The sequence below is a fragment of the Streptomyces macrolidinus genome (genome assembly GCF_023887685.1).
Lineage (GTDB): Bacteria > Actinomycetota > Actinomycetes > Streptomycetales > Streptomycetaceae > Streptomyces > Streptomyces macrolidinus.
This window is the reverse complement of record NZ_JAMWMR010000002.1, coordinates 248788-268510: the sequence shown is the minus strand read 5'-3', so window position 1 is coordinate 268510 and position 19723 is coordinate 248788. Positions and strand designations below refer to the sequence as shown.

The 19723-nt window shown below is 72.0% G+C and carries 18 protein-coding genes and 1 riboswitch; of the genes, 14 read left to right on the top strand and 4 right to left on the bottom strand.

Translation table 11 applies throughout. The annotated features are described in order from the left end of the window. Positions 1–88 precede the first annotated feature (88 nt). Both trpD and NGF19_RS03400 read left to right on the top strand, forming a co-directional pair. Positions 89–1153 (top strand): anthranilate phosphoribosyltransferase, encoded by a 1065-nt coding sequence (trpD, locus tag NGF19_RS03405; RefSeq protein WP_252422040.1) that lies wholly within the window; start codon positions 89–91, stop codon positions 1151–1153. A 172-nt stretch (positions 1154–1325) separates the two neighbouring features. Next, a riboswitch (SAM riboswitch) is annotated at positions 1326–1442 on the top strand. 185 nt (positions 1443–1627) lie between these two features. Next, on the top strand, positions 1628–2977 hold the full coding sequence (locus tag NGF19_RS03400; protein WP_252422039.1) for an aminotransferase class V-fold PLP-dependent enzyme: 1350 nt from the start codon (positions 1628–1630) through the stop codon (positions 2975–2977). A gap of 10 nt (positions 2978–2987) precedes the next feature. On the opposite strand, the gene NGF19_RS03395 is transcribed toward NGF19_RS03400, so the two are convergent. Both NGF19_RS03395 and NGF19_RS03390 read right to left on the bottom strand, forming a co-directional pair. Beyond that, positions 2988–3269 carry an Lrp/AsnC family transcriptional regulator gene (locus tag NGF19_RS03395; protein WP_252422038.1) on the bottom strand — a complete coding sequence of 94 codons (282 nt, stop codon included), beginning with the start codon at positions 3267–3269 and terminating at the stop codon, positions 2988–2990. After that, positions 3266–3997 carry a rhomboid family intramembrane serine protease gene (locus NGF19_RS03390; RefSeq protein WP_252422037.1) on the bottom strand — a complete coding sequence of 244 codons (732 nt, stop codon included), beginning with the start codon at positions 3995–3997 and terminating at the stop codon, positions 3266–3268. Before NGF19_RS03390 ends, NGF19_RS03395 begins: the two co-directional genes overlap by 4 nt. 156 nt (positions 3998–4153) lie before the next feature. On the opposite strand from NGF19_RS03390, the gene NGF19_RS03385 reads away from it, so the two are divergent. The 5 genes from NGF19_RS03385 to NGF19_RS03365 all read left to right on the top strand — a co-directional run bounded on the left by NGF19_RS03385 (position 4154) and on the right by NGF19_RS03365 (position 9691). Then, a complete protein-coding gene (locus NGF19_RS03385; RefSeq protein ID WP_252422036.1) occupies positions 4154–4393 on the top strand; it encodes a hypothetical protein in 240 nt (79 codons plus the stop codon). A 34-nt stretch (positions 4394–4427) separates the two neighbouring features. After that, positions 4428–5771 carry an NYN domain-containing protein gene (locus NGF19_RS03380; RefSeq protein ID WP_252422225.1) on the top strand — a complete coding sequence of 448 codons (1344 nt, stop codon included), beginning with the start codon at positions 4428–4430 and terminating at the stop codon, positions 5769–5771. A gap of 345 nt (positions 5772–6116) precedes the next feature. Beyond that, positions 6117–7190 carry a C40 family peptidase gene (locus tag NGF19_RS03375; RefSeq protein WP_252422035.1) on the top strand — a complete coding sequence of 358 codons (1074 nt, stop codon included), beginning with the start codon at positions 6117–6119 and terminating at the stop codon, positions 7188–7190. 226 nt (positions 7191–7416) lie between these two features. Continuing rightward, entirely contained in the window at positions 7417–8445 is a 1029-nt protein-coding gene (locus NGF19_RS03370) for a C40 family peptidase (RefSeq protein WP_252422034.1), read from the top strand. Between the two features lie 43 nt (positions 8446–8488). After that, the gene (locus NGF19_RS03365; RefSeq protein ID WP_252422032.1) at positions 8489–9691 is read left to right on the top strand and encodes a hypothetical protein; all 1203 of its coding nucleotides are present in this window, start codon (positions 8489–8491) and stop codon (positions 9689–9691) included. A 40-nt stretch (positions 9692–9731) separates the two neighbouring features. On the opposite strand, the gene NGF19_RS03360 is transcribed toward NGF19_RS03365, so the two are convergent. Continuing rightward, positions 9732–10964, bottom strand: coding sequence for a glycosyltransferase 87 family protein (locus NGF19_RS03360; protein WP_252422031.1), 1233 nt, complete (start codon positions 10962–10964; stop codon positions 9732–9734). A gap of 144 nt (positions 10965–11108) precedes the next feature. Between NGF19_RS03360 and NGF19_RS03355 the strand changes: the two genes are divergently transcribed. Further along, positions 11109–12251 (top strand): glycosyltransferase family 4 protein, encoded by a 1143-nt coding sequence (locus tag NGF19_RS03355; RefSeq protein ID WP_252422030.1) that lies wholly within the window; start codon positions 11109–11111, stop codon positions 12249–12251. Positions 12252–12414: 163 nt separating this feature from the next. On the opposite strand, the gene NGF19_RS03350 is transcribed toward NGF19_RS03355, so the two are convergent. Further along, a complete protein-coding gene (locus tag NGF19_RS03350; protein ID WP_252422029.1) occupies positions 12415–14211 on the bottom strand; it encodes an AMP-dependent synthetase/ligase in 1797 nt (598 codons plus the stop codon). A 298-nt stretch (positions 14212–14509) separates the two neighbouring features. Here NGF19_RS03350 and NGF19_RS03345 point away from each other — a divergent pair, with 298 nt between their 5' ends. From NGF19_RS03345 to NGF19_RS03320, 6 genes are all read left to right on the top strand, one after another. Further along, the gene (locus NGF19_RS03345) at positions 14510–15307 is read left to right on the top strand and encodes a metallophosphoesterase family protein (RefSeq protein ID WP_252422028.1); all 798 of its coding nucleotides are present in this window, start codon (positions 14510–14512) and stop codon (positions 15305–15307) included. Positions 15308–15399: 92 nt separating this feature from the next. Continuing rightward, on the top strand, positions 15400–15843 hold the full coding sequence (locus NGF19_RS03340; RefSeq protein ID WP_252422027.1) for an SRPBCC family protein: 444 nt from the start codon (positions 15400–15402) through the stop codon (positions 15841–15843). 65 nt (positions 15844–15908) lie between these two features. Next, positions 15909–17078 (top strand): ArsA family ATPase, encoded by a 1170-nt coding sequence (locus NGF19_RS03335; protein ID WP_252422026.1) that lies wholly within the window; start codon positions 15909–15911, stop codon positions 17076–17078. 96 nt (positions 17079–17174) lie between these two features. Then, positions 17175–17657 (top strand): DUF5304 domain-containing protein, encoded by a 483-nt coding sequence (locus NGF19_RS03330; protein ID WP_252422025.1) that lies wholly within the window; start codon positions 17175–17177, stop codon positions 17655–17657. A 278-nt stretch (positions 17658–17935) separates the two neighbouring features. Beyond that, positions 17936–18889 carry an ROK family glucokinase gene (locus NGF19_RS03325; RefSeq protein WP_252422024.1) on the top strand — a complete coding sequence of 318 codons (954 nt, stop codon included), beginning with the start codon at positions 17936–17938 and terminating at the stop codon, positions 18887–18889. A 76-nt stretch (positions 18890–18965) separates the two neighbouring features. Beyond that, positions 18966–19721: an endonuclease/exonuclease/phosphatase family protein gene (locus NGF19_RS03320; RefSeq protein ID WP_252422022.1), complete on the top strand. Its 756-nt coding sequence runs from the start codon at positions 18966–18968 to the stop codon at positions 19719–19721. Positions 19722–19723: the final 2 nt, after the last annotated feature.

Sequence of the window (19723 nt, the reverse complement as noted above, 5' to 3'; positions counted from 1 at the left end):
GACGGGGTCCTTCCTCGTGTCCGGAGCTGGATAGGCTGGTACCAGTTCGATTCGCGTCCCGTTCGGGACATCACCCCAGGAGCGGCTGATGACTGCTGTGACCCCCGCTGGAGGCGACACCGCGGCGGCCCGTTCCTGGCCCGCCCTGCTGAACGGCCTGCTGGAGGGCCGGAACCTCACCGCGGACGACACCGCCTGGGCGATGAACCTGATCATGCGCGGGGAGGCGACCGACGCGCAGATCGCCGGGTTCGCGGTGTCCCTGCGCGCCAAGGGCGCGACGGTCGAGGAGATCAACGGGCTCGTCCGCACGATGTACGAGCACGCGAACGTGATAGAGGTACCGGGCGCCACCGTCGACATCGTCGGTACGGGCGGCGACGGCGCGAAGACGGTGAACATCTCCACCATGTCGTCGATCGTCGTCGCGGGTACCGGCGCGAAGGTCGTCAAGCACGGCAACCGTGCCGCGTCCTCGGCGTCCGGGGCGTCCGACGTGCTGGAGAAGCTGGGCGTCAACCTCGACCTGACCCCGAAGCGGGTCGTGGAGGTCGCCCAGGAGGCCGGGATCACCTTCTGCTTCGCGGTGAAGTTCCATCCGGCACTGCGCCATGTCGGCGCCGCGCGCGGGCAGTTGGGGATCCGGACGGTGTTCAACCTCCTCGGTCCGCTGACCAATCCGGCGAAGGTGAAGTCGCAGGCGGTCGGCGTGGCCATCGCGCACGAGGCGCCGATCGTGGCCGGCGTCTTCGCCGAACGCGGCAACTCCTCCCTGGTGTTCCGCGGCGACGACGGCCTCGACGAGCTGACCACGACCTCCACGTCCCATGTGTGGATCGTCCGGGACGGCAAGGTGACCGAGGAGCACTTCGATCCCCGGGACGTCGGTATCGACCTGGTGCCCCTGGAGGCGCTGCGGGGCGCGGACGCCTCGTACAACGCGGACGTCGCGCGGCGGCTGCTGGAGGGCGAGACCGGGCCGGTACGGGACGCGGTGCTGCTGAACTCGGCGGCGGCGCTGGTGGCGCTGGAGCCCACGGGGGCCTCGCTGGCCGAGCAGATCCGCGCCGGGATGGAGCAGGCCGCGGAGTCGATCGACTCGGGCGCGGCCCGGCGGACGCTGGAGCGCTGGGTGGCCGCGAGCAACGCATAGGCGCGGCGAGGGCGCGGAGTCCGGCATGACGCCGGGCTCCGCGCCGTCGTGCTTCCTCGGTGTCTCTTCATCAAGAGGCGTGTTTCCTCAAGAGGCGGGCAGAGCGCCGTACATCCCGCTATCCGGACAGGAGTTGCGGCCGGACGATCACGTCCCGTACGGTCCTGAACCAGGTCATGAGTGACAGTCGCAAGGCCCCGGCCGACTGTCCGGCAACCCTCCGTCCGTGGCGGGGTGCCCCGGGTGAAGACCAGGCCGTGAGCAGCAAGGCCCACGGCAAGCGCGGACCCCTCGCGTCACCAGGGGTCCTGGTCGTACGAGGGAGCCTCCCCGTGAGCAAGCGAATGCGTTAGGGCCGTCCGGCCCCACCCCCGCATCCCCCTTCTCCACTTCACCCTGTGCCGCTGACGCAGGCGTGCTCTCGCGTGCGCCGCCCGGCACGGTGGTTCCGTCTGCTCTCACGGGAGTGCACCCATGTCTGTCCTCACCCCTGCCGCCGCCCCGTCCCTCCCGGCTCCGCTGCCCGTGCTGGGCCGTGACGTCACCGTCCCGCTCGCGTCCGGCGGCGAGATCACCTACGCCGCGCTCGACTACGCCGCCAGCGCCCCCGCGCTCCAGCGGGTCTGGGACGACGTGGCGGCGTACGCGCCCTACTACGGCAGCGTCCACCGCGGCGCCGGGCATCTCTCGCAGGTGTCCACCGACCTCTTCGAGAACGCCCGCCGGACCGTCGCCGACTTCCTCGACTGCGCGGACGGACATGAGGTGATCTTCACCCGGTCCACCACCGACTCGCTCAACCTGCTCGCCGCGGCCCTCCCGGCGGGCTGCCGGGTCTTCGTCTTCGAGACCGAGCACCACGCCTCCCTGCTGCCCTGGCGGAACTCCGACGTCACCTACCTCGACGCGCCGCGCACGCCGCGCCAGGCCGTGGAGACCCTGGAGCACGCCCTGGCCGACCGGGACCCCCACGGCCCGGCCCTCGTCTGCGTCACCGGCGCCTCCAACGTCACCGGCGAGCGGTGGCCCGTACGCGAGCTGGCGGCGGCTGCCCACGCGCACGGCGCCCGGATCGTCCTGGACGCCGCCCAGCTCGCCCCGCATCACCCGGTGTCCGTGCGCGACCTGGACGTCGACTGGGTCGCCTTCTCCGGGCACAAGCTGTACGCCCCCTTCGGCTCCGGCGTCCTCGCCGGTCGCGCCGACTGGCTGCGCGCGGCCGAGCCGTACCTCGCGGGCGGCGGCGCCAGCCGCAGCGTCACCCGGCGTACGGACGGGGGAGTGGACGTCGAGTGGCACGAGGGCGCCGCGCGGCACGAGGCCGGGTCGCCCAACGTGATCGGCGCCTACGCCATCGCCGCCGCGTGCCGGGCCCTCACCGAGGCCGGGTTCGCGTCACTGGTCGACCGCGAGCAGCATCTGGTCCGTACGGTCAGGGACGGGCTCGCCGAGATCCCGGAGGTCACGGTGCTCTCGCTCTTCGGCGACGAGGCGCCCCGGGTCGGCGTGCTGTCCTTCGTCGTCGAGGGCTGGGACGGCTCCCGCTTCGCCGCCGCGCTCTCCGCCGGGTACGGGATCGGCGTACGGGACGGCCTGTTCTGCGCCCACCCTCTGGTGCGCACCCTGCTCGGCGGCGACCCGCGCACACCGGGGGAGTGCGGCGCCCCTGAGAACGCCGCCGGGAACGCCCCCGAGAGCGCGCCCGGCGAGAAGCCCCTGAACGCGATCCGCGTCAGCTTCGGCGCGGGCACCCCCGACGAGCACGTGGAGCGGTTCCTGCGCGCGGTGCGGGAACTCGTGGTCCGCGGGGCCGGGCGGTCGTAGAGAGCCGGCCCTAGTTGTCCAGACCGATCGCGAACGCCGCCTCCAGGTCGTGCTGCGAGTACGTGCGGAAGGCGACATGCGTGTCCGTGGCCAGGACGCCCGGGATCTTGCTGATGCGGCCGGGGATGACGTCGGCGAGGTCGTCGTGGGCCTTCACCCGGACCATGGCGATGAGGTCGTAGGTACCGGTGACGGAGAAGACCTCGCTGACGCAGTCCAGAGCGGCGATCGACTCGGCGATCTCGGGGATCCGGTCCACGCTGGTCTTGATGAGGACGATCGCGGTGATCACGGCTGGTGTTCTCCCTCGGGGGCCTTGGCTGGGGATTTCACCCTACTCGTACGTCCGTAGCGCACCCACGCGTAGAGGAAGCCCAGCGAGAACCCGATCACATGGGCGAGGTAGGCGACCCCCGGGCTCTCGGTGGCCCGGCCGGCCGCCAGCCACTGCAGGCTCGCCCAGAAGGGCAGCACCACCCAGGCCGGGAAGCGCAGCGGGAGGAAGAGCAGGAACGGGAAGAGACTGGTGACCCTGGCCCTCGGGAACAGGAAGAGGAAGGCGCCGAGGACACCGGAGATCGCGCCGGACGCCCCGACCAGGCTCTGGGCCGAGTCGGCGTCGGCCGCCGCGTACCCGAGCAGTGCCAGAGCGCCGCAGCCCAGATAGAACAGGGCGAACTCCAGGCGGCCCATCCGCTCCTCGGTCATCGCCCCGAAGACATGGAGGAAGAGCATGTTGCCGAGCAGATGCACCCAGCTCCCGTGCACGAACAGCGCCGTGGCGGGGGTGAGTACGGCCCGTGGCGCCCCGCTGAACAGCTCCGCGGGCACCACGCCCCAGTGGCCGAAGTAGGCCCGCTGGGCGGCGATCAGCGCCTCCCCGGTGCCGTACGCGGGGATCAGGCCCGCGGCCGGTCCGATCACGAAGAGGAAGCAGCACAGGGCGATCAGCCCGTGGGTCATCGGCGCCGAGGGGTCCCGCACCGCTCTGCCGACCGCCCTGTTCCAGGTGGAGCGCATGGGACAGAGCATGGCGTAACCGGACGGATACGCACAGAGTGCCTCGCCGTTCCGGACGGGCGGGCATGGGACACCCGCCAGGCCGTAGGGTTACGAGCCACACGCTCCAGGGAAGCTGGCGCATCACGGAGACTGGAAGAAGGAAGAGCGGCCACGATGACGGTTCCCCTGCCGACCGAGAAGACCCGCTGGCGCTGCACGCTCTGCGGCAACCTCACGCGTTTCGATGTGACCCGTTCGTCGAAGGTCGTGGAGTACGTGCATCTCGATCTGTCCGGTGAACCCGAGGTGGAGGAGCGCGAGGTGGTCAGTGAGACCATCGAGTCCGTGCGTTGCCGCTGGTGCAACGCCGTGGACCAGGTGGAACTCGTGGACAGGCCGGGCGCCGGCTCCTGAAGGAGCGGCTTCCGCACAGGTAGTGGGGTGACGGATCGTGGAGACCATGGGCGGGGAGCCGGCCGACGGCACCGCTGAGGTGCTCGACCGTCCGCTGCCCGACGGCGTGCGCCGCCGGGTCGTGCAGATCGTGGCCGACGGCTTCGGCGGGCTGACGCTCGGCGAACTGCCCGCGCAACTGCGGCAGTACGCCCGGTTCACGCCCACCCGCCGGGCCAAGTTCGCCGGTAACGCCATGGCGGCGGCCGTGGAGAACGACCCGGTGTTCCGCCGGCGCATCGGGGAGAAGCTCAAAGAGGCCCAGCCGGAACTCACCGACGCCCTCGACTCCGGCGCGCCCCCGCCCGCCGCGAACCCCGTCGACGTGGCGGCGGCGGCCTATGTGCTGCGCCCCGCGGGCTGGGTGAAGCTGGTGACCGCCGCGGGCGAGGAGGTCCAACGCGCGGACGCCGAGCGGGCCGACGAGGAGAGCCGCGCCGAGCTGGAGCGGCTGCGCGCGGAGTTGACGGCCGCCCGCGCCCACACCCGCACGGAGACCGAACGCCTGCGCGCGGAGCTGGACTCGGCGCGCAAGGAGGCCGAATCGCTTCAGCGCAAGCTGCGCGCCGCCCTCAGCGACGTCAAGCGCGGCGAGGCCGCCCTGCGCAAGGCGCGCGGCGAGATGGAGGCCGTACGGGCCGAGAGCCATACGCGCGTCTCGGCCGCCGAGAGCGAGACCCGGCGGCTCAAGGCGCGCCTCGGGGAGGCGGAAGCCGCCCTGGAGGCCACGCGCAGGGCGGCGCGCGAGGGCCGCAGCGTCGAGGACATGCGCGTACGGCTGCTGCTCGACACGGTGTTGGACGCGGCCCAGGGGCTGCGGCGCGAACTCGCGTTGCCGCCGGTGTCCGTACGTCCCGCGGACACCGTGGACGCGGTGGAGCCGGGCCGGATGACCCCGAAGGACATCGCGGCCCGCGCGCTGTCCGACAACGACCCCGCGATCCTGGACCAGTTGCTGGCGCTGCCGCAGGCGCATCTGGTCGTCGACGGCTACAACGTCACCAAGACCGGCTATCCGCAGATGCCGTTGGAGAAGCAGCGGCTCAGGATCCTCGGGCAGCTCTCGCAACTCGCCGCGAAGACCGGCGCCGAGGTCACGTGTGTCTTCGACGGGGCCGAGCTGGCCGCGCCCGTTCTGCTGGCCCCGCCGCGCGGGGTGCGCGTGCTGTTCTCCAAACCGGGCGTCACGGCCGATGAGTTGATCCGCCAACTGGTGCGCGCGGAGCCGCCGGGCCGGCCGGTCATCGTCGCCTCCACCGACCGTGAGGTGGCCGACGGGGTCGCCAGGGCGGGGGCGCGCCCGGTCGCGTCCGCGGTCCTGCTCAAGCGGCTGTCCTGAAGTCACCCCTGAAGTCGCCGCCCCGTTCCGCCCGTCCGCGGAACTCCGCGGCCGGTGCCCCATGAGTCCCGTACGCACCAACCGCAACATCCGTCGGGGATGCCCGGATTGGTACGCCCCTCACGCAACGTAGCGTCAATCGGACATCACTGCACGTGAGTTGAGTGCAAAGAATGCACACCGTGACGGAGAATTTTCACGTCAGGATTTGAACTGATCACAGGAAGGTCACTAGGGTCTGGCCTCGAACCTTCGCTCGGGTGATCACTCATTGGGGGTGACGGCGAAGGGTCACCGCCCGCCGGCGTGTCGGTAGGCGGCTGAAGGAAGAAGGAGATCGCCTTCGTGGCGTCCCACCGTCGACCCAAGCAGCCGAGCCGCACCCGCGTGACCGTGCTCACCACCGTCGCCGCGGCAGCCGTGGCCCTCAGTGCGCAGGCGGCCAACGCCGCGCCCAACGCGAAGCCGACGAAGGACGAGGTCAAGTCCAAGGTCGACAAGCTCTACGAAGACGCGGAGAAGGCCACCGAGAAGTACAACGGGGCCAAGGAGAAGCAGGAGAAGCTGGAGAAGCAGATCTCCACGCTTCAGGACACCGTCGCCCGCGGCCAGGAAGACCTCAACAAGCTGCGCGAGGGCATCGGCACGATGGCCAGCGCCCAGTACCGCACCGGCAGCATCGACCCGTCCCTGCAGCTCTTCCTCTCCGCGAACCCGGACGACTTCCTCGATCAGGCGTCCACGCTCGACCAGCTCAGCGGCCAGCAGGTCGAGGCGCTGAAGAAGATCCAGGAGAAGCAGCGCGAGCTGGCCCAGCAGCGCAAGGAAGCCTCCGACAAGCTCAAGGATCTGTCGACCACCCGCACCGAACTGGGCAAGAAGAAGAAGGAAGTCCAGGGCAAGCTCGGTGAGGCGCAGCGGCTGCTCAACAGCCTGACGGCCCAGGAGCGCGCGGCCCTGAAGAAGGAGGAGGACCGCGCCAGCCGTGCCAGCGAGCGCAGCGCGCTGAACACCTCCACCGGCACCGCCTCGACCGGCACCGCCCCGACCGGCTCCAGCAAGCCCGCCTCCGGTCGCGCCGCCGCCGCCTTCGCCGCCGCCCAGACCAAGATCGGCTCGCCCTATGTCTGGGGCGCCACCGGCCCGTCCTCCTTCGACTGCTCGGGTCTGACCTCCTGGGCCTACGCCCAGGCCGGCGTCACGATATCCCGCCAGTCGCAGGCGCAGGCCAACGACGGCACGCGCATCTACAGCGCCAGCCAGCTCCAGGTCGGCGACCTGGTCATCTTCTACGGCGACCAGCACCACGTCGGCCTCTACGCGGGCAACGGCCAGGTGCTGCACGCCCCGCGCACCGGCACGGTCGTGCGCTACGAGTCGATCAACAACATGCCGTTCCAGTTCGGCGTACGCATCTGACGTCCCGTCAGGTCCTTCCAGGTCCTTCGCGTCACCACGCCCGAACGAGCGAATTCCAGCGCCCTCCGCTGACCCCGCGCCCCGCCGATGACCTGCGTCAGAGGCGGGGCGTCGGATTGTGTGCCCCCCGAACGGCCTTTGGTCACCGAGTGATCACCCGGCTACTGTCTGCCGCGTTTCCCCGCCGAGGGGCGGGGTGTGTCAGCGGAAGGGAGTGCGACAGCTCGTGGGGTCCCATCGCCGTTCAGGGCCTGCCCTTGCACCATCCGGCCTCGGCCGGGGTCGTGGCGCCACCGTGGCCGTTGTGTCCGCGGCGGCAGCCGCCGCCATCGGTGTCGTACCGGCGAACGCCGTGCCGCACGACGACGCCCGTGCCACGGTCGACCGGCTGTACCAGGAGGCCGAACGGGCCACCGAGGCCTACGACAAGGCCACCGAGCAGGCCGGTTCGCTGCGTCGGCAGGTCGGTCAGGCGCAGGACCGCATCGCACGGCAGCAGGGCCGCGTCAACGCCCTGCGGGACGCGCTCGGCGCGCTCGCCGGGGCCCAGTACCGCTCCGGCGGCCTCGACCCCTCCCTCGCGCTGCTGTTCTCCGACAGCCCCGACGCCTACCTCGACCGGGCCGCCGCCCTCGACCGGATCGGCGTCCATCAGGCCTTACGGCTCAAGGAACTTCAGTCCGCGCTGCGTGAACTGGCCCAGGAACGCGCGGAGGCGGCCAGGAAGTGCGCCGCGCTGGAGAAGAGCCGCAAGGCGGTCACCCAGCACAAGAAGGCGGTCGAGCGGAAGCTCGCCGCGGCCCGGCGCCTGCTCAACTCCCTGCCTATGGCGCAGCGCAGCGCCTACGAGCGGGCGTCCCGCTCCGCCGGTGACGTGCCCGACCTCAGGGGCGTGGCGGTCGCACCCGACGGCCGCGCAGCCGCCGCTGTCGCCGCGGCCCGCTCCGCGCTCGGCCGCCCGTACGTGTGGGGCGCCACCGGGCCGGTCGGCTTCGACTGCTCGGGCCTCATGCAGTGGTCCTACGCGCACGCGGGCATCGGACTGCCGCGCACCTCCCAGCAGCAGCGCTACGCCGGACGCCGGGTGCCGCTCTCCGAGGCCCGCCCCGGCGACCTGGTCGTCTACCGCGACGACGCCAGCCATGTGGGGATGTACGTGGGCGGCGGCATGGTCATCCACGCCCCGCACCCGGGCGCCGTGGTGCGCTACGACCCGGTCGGGATGATGCCTGTCTCGTCGGTCACCAGGCCCTGATCCAGCCCCCGGAGCGGGTCCGGCCGCCACGTACCATCGGACGGTGGCTGGGCGAGGGCGGGTGCGGGTGCCGGGAGTCGTGGCGTGCTGTGTGCTGCTGCTCGCCGGGTCCGGGCTCGTCGGCTGCGGCGGCCCGGACGGGGGCGCGCAGAGGGCCGCCGTACAGCGGGTGCTCGACCGGCGGGCGGCGGCGGTCCTGGACCGGGACCGGTCCGCGTTCCTGGCGACCGGGGCGCCGTCTGCGAACGCCGCCGACTCCTTCGACCACCTCCACGACGTGCCGCTGGCCGCCTGGTCGTACCGCCTCACCGCCCTGCACCGCACCGGCGACCGCGCCACGGCCGACGCCGAACTGCGCTACCGCGTCCAGGGATACGACCGGGAGCCCGTCACCGCCGCCCGCGTTCTGCGGCTGACCCGCACCGACGGACGCTGGTACGTCGGCTCCGACGAGCCCGCCCCCGGCACCGGCGAGCAACTGTGGGAGCAGGGCAGCGTCGAGGTCGCCCACGGGGCGCACAGCCTCGTCCTCGGGGTCGGGCAGCCGCGGTACGCCCTGCGAGCCGTGGCGCGCCTCGCGGACCGGGCGGTGCCCGCCGTCAGCGCGGCCTGGGGCGACGACTGGCCGGGGCATGTGGTGGTCGTCGTCCCGCGGACGCTGAACGGGATGGCGGGCCTGCTCGGCGCGCCCGCGGCCGGGTACCGGGGGATCGCCGCGGTCACCACCGCGGAGACGGGCGGGAAGGCGCCCGCGGACCGGATCGTCGTGAACCCCGAGGCGTACGGCGGCCTCAGCGAGCCGGGCAAGCAGGTCGTCCTCACCCACGAGACCACGCATGTCGCCACCCGCGCCCACACCGACGCGGCCACGCCGCTGTGGCTCTCGGAGGGCTACGCGGACTGGATCGGCTACCGCGGCAGCGGTCGTACGCCCGCCGAGGTGGCCCCCGAACTCGACCGCTTCGTGGCGCAGGGGCATCTGCCGGGCGCGCTGCCGAAGGACGCGGACTTCGCCTTCGCCGCGGACGCGGGCAAGCTGGCACGGGCCTACGAGGGCGGCTGGCTGGCCTGCCGGATGATCGCGGACCGCTGGGGCGAGGCCCGCCTGCACGACTTCTACGCGGCCGTGGGCGACCACTCCCGGCGCGCGGGGGCCGTCGAGGACGCGCTGAAGAAGGTCCTCGGGACGACCGCGGCGGAGTTCACGCGGCAGTGGCGGGCGTATCTGACGGAGCAGTTGGGCTGAGGCGCCGCGCCGTCGCGGTGGCGGCGGCGCCCTGCCCCCGTCAGGAGGGTGCCAGGCTCTCGTGGGTGCGGCTGGCCTGGGGCGGCACGGTCGGCGCGGGCTGGGTGACGGTGCCCAGCCAGAGCTGGCGGGCGGCGGTCACCGTGGCGGCCACCAGCAGGCCGTTGCGGACGAAGAGGAGGGTGACCCCGAGCGGGTCACTGGCGACGACGTCGCCGAAGTACACCGGGAACTCCAGGACCGTGGCCAGACAGGCGGCCAGGATCAGCACGGCGGGCACCGTCATCCGGCTGCCGCGGAAGCACAGGCAGACCGCCGCGAGCCCGACCAGCCACACCATGTACTGCGGGCTGATCACCCGGCTGGTGACCGTGAACACCAGCACGGCCACGAAGGCCGCGTCCGCGATCGCGGGCGGTGTCATGTGCCGTACGCGCAGCCGCCACAGCAGCAGCCAGCCGAAGGCGATCACGCTCAGGAAGAGGGCGGCCCCGCTGACCCAGTCGACATAGGGGCCGAGGAACTCCACCGAGCCGTAGTTGAGCCTGACCTCGCCCTCCCAGCCGTAGCGGCGGGCCACATGGAAGACCAGCGAACCGAGCGACTCGACCTCCGTGCCCCGGTCGCGCTGGAAGGTCAGGAAGGAGAAGGCACCGGGCATCGTCAGCGCGAACGCCACGGCGAGCCCGCCCGCCGTCACCGCCGCCGCGATCCAGGCCTTGCTCCGCAGGGCGCCCGCCAGCAGCAGCACCGGCCACACCTTCACCATCGCGCCGAAGCCCGCGAGCACGCCCATCACCCGGGGGTGGCGGGTACCGGCCAGCAGCGCCGCGACCGCCACCGCCGTCACCATCACGTCGTAGCGCGCGTACACGGTCGGGCCGAGCAGGGCCACCCCGACCGTCCACATCCAGGCGCCCCGCAGCGACCTGCCGGGACGCAGGCCCGCGTACTGCAGCAGGCAGAAGACCGCCAGGTCGGCGAGGAAGACCAGGTCGAAGAAGGCGTGCGCGTAGTCGGCGAAGGGCAGCAGCGCGGGGGAGAGGATCGCGAGTGCGGCGGCGGGCGGGTACTGCCAGGTGACGTCGTGATGCGGGAAGGAACCGGTGCGCAAGGTCTCGTACCAGCCGTGGTAGATCACGGAGACGTCGGTGGTGACGTCCGGGCCGGGGAAGACCCACACCTTGAAGACGAAGAGCAGCAGGGCCAGTCTGGTCACACCCCAGGTGACGAGCAGCCAGACCGGGAACCGCCGTGTGCTCGAAATTTCCACCAGAGCCCCTGTTTCAGCACGTCTTGTCTGTGTAATTCCGCCGTGAGGGGCCATGATCCCCTCAGGAGCGTGCGAGGGCCATGAAGCGCGGCCGTACGGAGCTGTGAGAACGGCGGCTCACCGTGTTCGGTACTGTCGACGGCGATGCACAAGACCTTGATCGTAACGAACGACTTCCCCCCACGTCCCGGTGGCATCCAGGCGTTCCTGCACAACATGGCGCTGCGGCTGGACCCGGAACAGGTCGTCGTCTACGCCTCCACCTGGAAGCGGAGCCGGGAGGGGGTCGCGGCCACCGCCGCCTTCGACGCCGCGCAGCCCTTCACGGTCGTACGGGACCGTACGACGATGCTGTTGCCGACGCCCGGCGCGACCCGGCGGGCCGTGGGTCTGCTGCGCGAGCACGGCTGTACGTCGGTGTGGTTCGGGGCGGCGGCGCCGCTCGGTCTGATGGCCCCGGCGCTGCGGCGGGCGGGCGCCGAACGCCTGGTGGGGACCACCCACGGCCATGAGGCGGGGTGGGCCCAACTGCCCGTCGCGCGCGGCCTGTTGCGCAAGATCGGCGAGTCGACCGACACGCTCACCTACCTCGGCGAGTACACCCGTTCGCGCATTGCCTCCGCGCTGACGCCCGAGGCGGCCGGGCGGATGGTGCAGTTGCCGCCGGGGGTGGACGAGAAGACCTTCCACCCGGGTTCGGGCGGCGCCGAGATCCGCCGACGGCTGGGGCTCACCGACCGGCCCGTGGTGGTCTGCGTCTCCCGGCTGGTCCCGCGCAAGGGCCAGGACACGCTGATCCGCGCGATACCGCACATCCGCGGCAAGGAGCCGGACGCCGTCCTGCTGATCGTCGGAGGCGGGCCGTACGAGAAGGAGCTGCGCAGGCTCGCCCACGAGACGGGGGTCGCCGACGCGGTCCGCTTCACGGGCGCGGTCCCCTGGGCGGAGCTGCCCGCGCACTACGGGGCGGGTGACGTCTTCGCCATGCCGTGCCGTACCCGCCGGGGCGGCCTGGACGTCGAAGGCCTCGGCATCGTGTACCTGGAGGCGTCCGCTACGGGCCTGCCGGTGGTCGCCGGTGACTCGGGCGGCGCGCCCGACGCGGTGCTGGACGGCGAGACCGGCTGGGTCGTCCGGGGCGGCAGCGTCGAGGAGACGGCCGAGCGCATCATCACCCTGCTCGGTGACCCCGGGCTGCGCCGCCGGATGGGCGAGCGGGGCCGACAGTGGGTCGAGGAGCGGTGGCGCTGGGACCTGCTGGCGGAGCGGCTGAAGGATCTGCTGTAACGGACCCCGCGGGGGCCGGACATAGGTGGGCCGGGCGGCGTACCGCCGCCCGGCCGCTGTCCGTTCGGACCTCTTGCGCGCGTACCTGACCTCTTCGCGCGTAGACGACGTCTGCCTTGAACGTCTGCCTCGGACCTCTACTTCGGACGTCTGCTTCGGACGTCTACTTCCGGTAGAGGGCCTCGATCTCCTCCGCGAAGTCCTTCGCCACCACATTGCGCTTGAGCTTCAGGGACGGCGTGATGTGCCCCGACTCCTCGGTGAACTGGGTGGGGATGATGCGGAACTTGCGCACCGACTCCGCCTTCGACACGGCCGCGTTGCCGTCGTTCACCGCCTCCTGGACCACCGCGTTCAGCTCCGGGTCCTCGCGCAGCGACTCGACGGTGGAGCCCGCGGGCTTGCCGTGCTCGGTCACCCAGCGGCGGAAGAACTCCTCGTCCAGGGTGATCAGCGCGCCCACGAAGGGCCGCTTGTCGCCGACCACCATGCACTCCTGGACCAGCGCGTGCGCCCGGATGCGGTCCTCGATCACGGCCGGGGCGACGTTCTTGCCGCCCGCGGTGACGATGATCTCCTTCTTGCGGCCGGTGATCCGGAGATAGCCGTCCTCGTCGAGGGTGCCGACATCGCCCGTGTGGAACCAGCCGTCCGCCAGCGCCTCCGCGGTCGCGGCCTCGTTGTTCCAGTACTCCTTGAACAGGTGCTCGCCGTGCAGCAGCACCTCGCCGTCGTCCGCGATCCGGATCACGGAACCCGGCAGCGGCTGCCCGACCGTACCGATCTTCTGCCGGTCCCAGGGGTTGAACGCGGTGGCCGCGCAGGACTCGGTCAGGCCGTACCCCTCCAGGACCGTGAAGCCGATGCCGCGGAAGAAGTGCCCGAGGCGCTCGCCCAGCGGGGCGCCGCCGGAGATCGCGTACTCACCCCGGCCGCCCAGCACCGTGCGCAGCTTGCCGTAGACGAGCTTGTCGAAGATCTTGTGCTTGATCTTCAGGCCGAAGGACGGCCCGGCGGGGGTGTCCTTGGCGCGGCTGTAGGCGATCGCGGTGTCCGCCGCCTTGTCGAAGATCCTGCCCTTGCCGTCCGCCTGCGCCTTGGCGCGCGCCGCGTTGTAGACCTTCTCGAAGACGCGCGGCACACCGAGGATCAACGTCGGCCGGAACGTGGCGAGTTCGTCCGTGAGGTGCTTGATGTCCGGGAGGTTGCCCAGCTTGATCGGCGCCATCATCGGCGCGATCTGCACCAGCCGCCCGAAGACGTGCGCGAGCGGGAGGAAGAGGAGGATGGAGCACTCGCCGGTACGGAAGAGGGGGCGCAGCCGCTCCACGACGTTGCCGCACTCGGCGAAGAAGTTGCGGTGGGTGAGCACACAGCCCTTGGGACGGCCGGTGGTCCCGCTGGTGTAGACGATGGTGGCCGGGTCGTCGGCCTTCGCGAGCGAGCTGCGCTCCTCCACCGTCTCGTCGCTGACGTCCTGGCCCGCACGGCCCAGCTCCGCCACGCCGTCGGCCTCGATCTGCCAGACGTGCTTGAGCGCGGGCAACCGGTCCCGTACGGACTCGACGGACGCCGCGTGCGTGTCCAGTTCCACGATGCAGGCGGTCGCGCCCGAGTCGCCGAGGATCCACTGCACCTGCTCGGGCGAACTGGTCTCGTACACCGGCACGGTGACGGCGCCTGCGCTCCAGATCGCGAAGTCGAGCAGCGTCCACTCGTAGCGTGTCCGGGACATGAGGGCCACCCGGTCGCCCGGCTGCACACCGGAGGCGATGAGTCCCTTGGCGGCGGCCCGCACCTCGGCGAGGAAGGCGGTGGCGGTGAGGTCCTGCCAGACGCCGTTCACCTTGCGGGCGATGACGGCGACATCGGGGTGCTGCGCGGCGTTTCGGCGGACGATGTCGGTCAGGTTCCCGTCCGTCGGCACCTCGTACAAGGCCGGAAGGCTGAACTCGCGCAAGACTGCTGCTCCTCATAAGGCGCCGACGCCACGACTCTGTGTGCTGCGACGGTGCGGTCCAAGGTTCGTACTCGTGCTCAGGGCTCCTCGGGAAGATGGGACCTGGGCATGACGGACTGCCCGGACGTTACCCCTCGGTAGGCCCCTTCCGACAGGGGGTCCCGGCGAGATGTTCCGCGTGTCACATGCGGCGGCGTTCCTTCGCGCACAGTAGTCCACACCCCTTCTGACGAGCCAGTAAGCCGAAATGGGACCGTCCTCTGTTCCGCTTCGCGCGCCCCACCTACGCTTGATCGTTATGGCACCCACACCGGGCGGTAATCCGCGCACGCGCGTTCATGTGGTCAGCGACGTCCATGGCAACGCGCGGGACCTGGTCACCGCGGGCGAGGGGGCGGACGCCCTGATCTGCCTGGGGGACCTGGTCCTCTTCCTCGACTACCGCGACCACTCGCGCGGGATCTTCCCGGAGCTGTTCGGCCGGGAGAACACCGACCGGCTGGTCGCGCTGCGCGACGCCCGCCGCTTCGAGGAGGCGCGGACGTTCGGCGCCGGGCTGTGGGCCGGTATCGGCTCCGACCGTGCCGCCGTGATCGAGGAGGCGGTCCGCCGCCAGTACGCGGAGCTGTTCGGCGCGTTCCCCACGCCCACCTACGCCACCTACGGCAACGTCGACATACCCGGGCTGTGGAAGGAGTTCGCCGGACCCGGGACGCGGGTGCTCGACGGCGAGCGGGTGGAGATCGGCGGCTGGACCTTCGGCTTCGTCGGCGGCGGCCTGCGCACCCCCATGCGGACCCCGTTCGAGATCAGCGACGAGGAGTACGCGGCGAAGATCGAGGCGGTCGGCGAGGTCGACGTGCTGTGCACCCACATCCCGCCCGAGGTACCCGAGCTGGTCTACGACACCGTGGCGCGCCGCTTCGAGCGCGGCAGCCGGGCCCTGCTGGACGCGATCCGGCGGACGAAGCCCCGGTACTCCCTGTTCGGCCATGTGCACCAGCCGCTGGTGCGGCGGATGCGGATCGGGGCGACGGAGTGTGTGAACGTGGGGCACTTCGCGGGCAGCGGGAGGCCCTGGACGCTGGAGTGGTGAAAGCGGCACGGCGGCTGCGCGGTAGCCTTCACGCTGCACACACGTGCGCACGTGCGCACCCTCACCGGACCGCATCTGGAGGAGCCACGGCGATGGCGGAACACACCAGCTCGAGCATCACGATCGAGGCGGCCCCGGCCGACGTCATGCGGGTGATCGCCGACTTCGCGCGCTACCCCGACTGGACCGGCGAGGTGAAGGAGGCGGAGATCCTCGCGAGCGACGCGCAGGGCCGCGCCGAGCAGGTGCGCCTCGTCATGGACGCGGGCGCGATCAAGGACGACCAGACGCTCGCGTACACCTGGACCGGCGACCACGAGGTCTCCTGGACCCTCGTCAAGTCCCAGATGCTGCGCTCCCTGGACGGCTCCTACCTGCTGAAGCCGACGGGCGCGGGCGCCACCGAGGTGACCTACCGGCTGACGGTCGACGTCAAGATCCCCATGCTCGGCATGATCAAGCGCAAGGCGGAGAAGGTCATCATCGACCGCGCGCTGGACGGGCTGAAGAAGCGCGTGGAGTCGAAGGAGCAGTAGCCGCGGCCGACCGGGGCCACGTCCTGGTCGGCCCCCACGGCAGGGCGCGGGTAGCGTTCACCGACATGCGCACCATCCTGATCACCGGCCCCGGCGGCTCGGGCCGCACTACCGTCGCCGCGGCCACCGCGCTGCGCGCGGCCCGCGCGGGCAGCCGCACCGCCGTGCTCAGCGCCGACCGCGCGGACACCCTCGGCGCCGCGCTCGGCGTCCCCACCGGCGCCGCGCCCGTCGAGGCGGCCCCCGGCCTGACGGCCTGGCGCCCGGACGCCACCGCCCGCTTCCGTGAAGACCTCGTCGCCTTCCAGGAACGCGCGACCGGCGCGCTCGACCTCCTCGGTGCCGTCCCGCTGGACGCCGAGGAGGTCACCCCGCTGCCCGGCGCCGAGGAACTGGCCCTGCTGCGCGCCCTGCGCGACACCACGCTCTCGGAGGCGTACGACCTCCTCGTCGTCGACCTGCCCCCCACCCCGCGAGCGCTCGCGCTGCTCGCCCTCCCCGAGGAGCTGCGCCGCTATCTGCGCCGACTGCTCCCCCAGGAGCGGCAGGCCGCCCGCGCCCTGCGCCCCGTCCTCGGGCGGCTGGCGGGCGTCTCGATGCCCGGTGACTGGCTGTACGAGACCGCAGCCCGCTGGGATGTCGAACTGGCCGCCGTCGAGGCCGTCCTCGCCGACCGCGCCACGACGGTGTGGCTGGTCGCCGAGCCGGGCCCGGCCGGTGCCGACGCCGTACGGCCCGCCGTCACCGCGCTCGCGCTGCGGGCCCTCGGCACGGAGAAGCTCGTCGCCAACCGCGTCCTGCCCGACGACACCCAGGACACCTGGCTCGCGGCCCTCGCCGCCCAGCAGCGCAAGGCCCTGCTGGAGTGGCACGACGCGTACGACGTCCACCGCGTGCCGCATCTCGGCGGCGACCCGCGCGGGGCCGACGACCTCACCCGGCTCGCCGCGCCCGCGGTCAACCCGGCGCCCGCCCCGGTCGAGTGGCCCGTCACCGACCGGCTCGCGCAGGAGGGCGTACTCGTCTGGCACCTTCCGCTGCCCGGCGCGATACGCGAGGAACTGGACCTGGTGCGGCGCGGCGACGAACTCGTCGTGACCGCCGGACCGTTCCGCCGGATCGTCCCGCTCCCGTCGGCCCTGCGCCGCTGCACCGTGGCCGGCGCGTCCCTGCGCGAGGGCGAGCTGCGCATCCGCTTCACGCCGGACCCGCAGGTGTGGCCGCGCGGGCTGTGACCCAGGACCTCCACGAGGGCCGCGCCGCGCACGGTGAACCGCGGATACCTCCGTTCGGGTAACGTCGGGAGTACGAACCGCAGTCAGGAGTCCGTCATGAGCGAAGAGCGCCCCAGGACCGACGCCGCTCAGCAGGAAGCCGCCGACGAAGTGCGGGTGACCCACGCCGACGCCTGGGCGACGGCGTGCGCCGAGGACCTCGCCGCGGAGAAGGCCCGCCGTCGCGCCGAGCACGGCCCGCCGCCCGGCTCGGCCGCCGAGGAGTTGCGCAAGCTCCTCGACGCCGTCGGCGAGAAGCTGTCCGGCCTGCAGAACCCGCTGCTGGGCGCCGCCGCCTCGGGCACGGCCCAGCAGGTGGTGCAGCAGGTGGTGGAGCAGGCCAAGGCCGCCGTGGAACCGGTCGTCGAGCGCCACCCCGAGGTCTTCGACCATCTCGCCGCGGCCGGATCGGAGCTGCTCGCGGCCTACCGCTCCGCCGTCGAGGCCCAGGAACGCCGCTGGACGAACCGTGCTTCCCAGGACTGGGGCACCGGCGAAGACGGGGAGCAAGGCCCCGGGGAGCACATCGACCTGGACTAGACCAGAACGTGTGGACCGGGGCCGGAGGGCCGCCCGAGCGGCCCGGCACCGCAGATTCCCTCGGGTACGGTGGGCCGTAGCGGAGCTCTCTCGGCTCTCGACTCACGCCCGAAACTGAGGGATTCGTGACTCCGCTCCCCCGCCTGAAGGAGGGGGGCTTCCAACCCGAGGGTTGCGGTCCAGCCCGAACCGATCCCTTGAGGGACGAAGCACAACCTACCCCCCGGGATTCGTTCCCCCACCGGCTGAATCCGGTGGTTCCCTCGAAAGAAGGACTGATGGGACTCACCATCGGCGTCGACATCGGCGGCACGAAGATCGCGGCCGGTGTGGTCGACGAGGACGGCAAGATCCTCTCGACCCACAAGGTGCCGACCCCGGGTACGCCCGAGGGCATCGTGGACGCCATCGCCGCCGCCGTCGAGGGTGCCCGCAGCGGGCACGAGATCGTCGGCGTGGGTATCGGAGCCGCCGGGTACGTCAACCGCCAGCGGTCCCAGGTCTACTTCGCGCCGAACATCGACTGGCGCCAGGAGCCGCTGAAGGAGAAGGTCGAGGCCCGCGTGGGCCTCCCGGTGGTCGTCGAGAACGACGCCAACGCGGCGGCCTGGGGCGAGTACAAGTTCGGCGCGGGCAAGGGCCACCGCAACGTCATCTGCATCACGCTGGGCACCGGCCTCGGCGGCGGGATCATCATCGGGAACAAGCTCCGCCGCGGCCACTTCGGCGTGGCCGCCGAGTTCGGGCACATCCGGGTGGTCCCGGACGGCCTGCTGTGCGGCTGCGGTTCGCAGGGCTGCTGGGAGCAGTACGCGTCGGGCAGCGCCCTCGTCCGCTACGCCAAGCAGCGCGCCAACGCCACCCCGGAGAGCGCCCAGTTGCTGCTCTCGCTCGGCGACGGCACACCGCAGGGCATCGAGGGCAAGCACATCTCCATGGCCGCCCGCCAGGGCGACCCGGTCGCCGTCGACTCCTACCGCGAGCTGGCCCGCTGGGCCGGCGCCGGTCTCGCCGACCTGGCCTCGCTCTTCGACCCCTCCGCGTTCATCGTCGGCGGCGGTCTCTCGGACGAGGGCGAACTGGTCCTCGACCCGATCCGCAAGTCGTACAAGCGCTGGCTCGTCGGCGGCAACTGGCGTCCGGTCGCGGAGGTCATCGGCGCCCAGCTCGGCAACAAGGCCGGTCTGGTCGGCGCGGCCGACCTGGCCAGGGAGCCCGACCCGATCATGTAGCCCATGACACGGCGCCGCCCCCGCTCCGAGCCGTCGGGACGGGGGCGGCGCGCTGTCGCGGCGTATCTTGAGCGGCATGGTGACGACCTTCACGCTGCCCAACTCCTGTACCGAGCCCGATGGTTCGGCCGTCATCCGGGTCCTCGGCTACAACATCCGCTCGATGCGCGACGACACCGACGCACTCGCCCGGGTGATCGCCGCCTGCGCGCCGGACCTGGTGCTGGTCCAGGAGGCGCCCCGCTTCTTCCGCTGGCGCAAGAAGCTCGCCCGGCTCGCGGCGGCCTCCGGGCTCGTGATCCTCTCGGGCGGCGCCACGGCCGCAGGGCCGGCCCTGCTGTGTTCGCTGCGCGCCACGGTCGAGCGCACCGAGGACGTGCTGCTGCCGCTCACCCCCGGGCTGCACCGCCGGGGTCTCGCGACCGCGGTCGTACGGTTCGGCGGCGCCCGGCTCGGCGTCGTGAGCTGCCATCTCTCGCTCCAGGACGAGGAGCGGTTCACCCAGGGCGGCCTGCTCCTCGACCGGCTCGCCGGGATGGGGGTGGAGCACGCCGTCGTGGGCGGCGACCTCAACGAACGCCCCGACGGGCCCACCTTCCAGAAGCTGGCCGGGCACCTTCAGGACGCCTGGGCCAAGGCCCCCTGGGGCGCCGAGTACACCTGGACGCCGTCCGACCCGTACCAGCGGATCGACGCGATCTTCGCGACGCCGGGCATCGAGATCCTCGGCTGCGGGGTGCCGATCGGCCATCCGGGAGTGACGGAGAACGACCTGAGGGCGGCCACGGACCACCTTCCGGTCCTGGCCGCCCTCAAGATCCCGGCCGCCTAGCG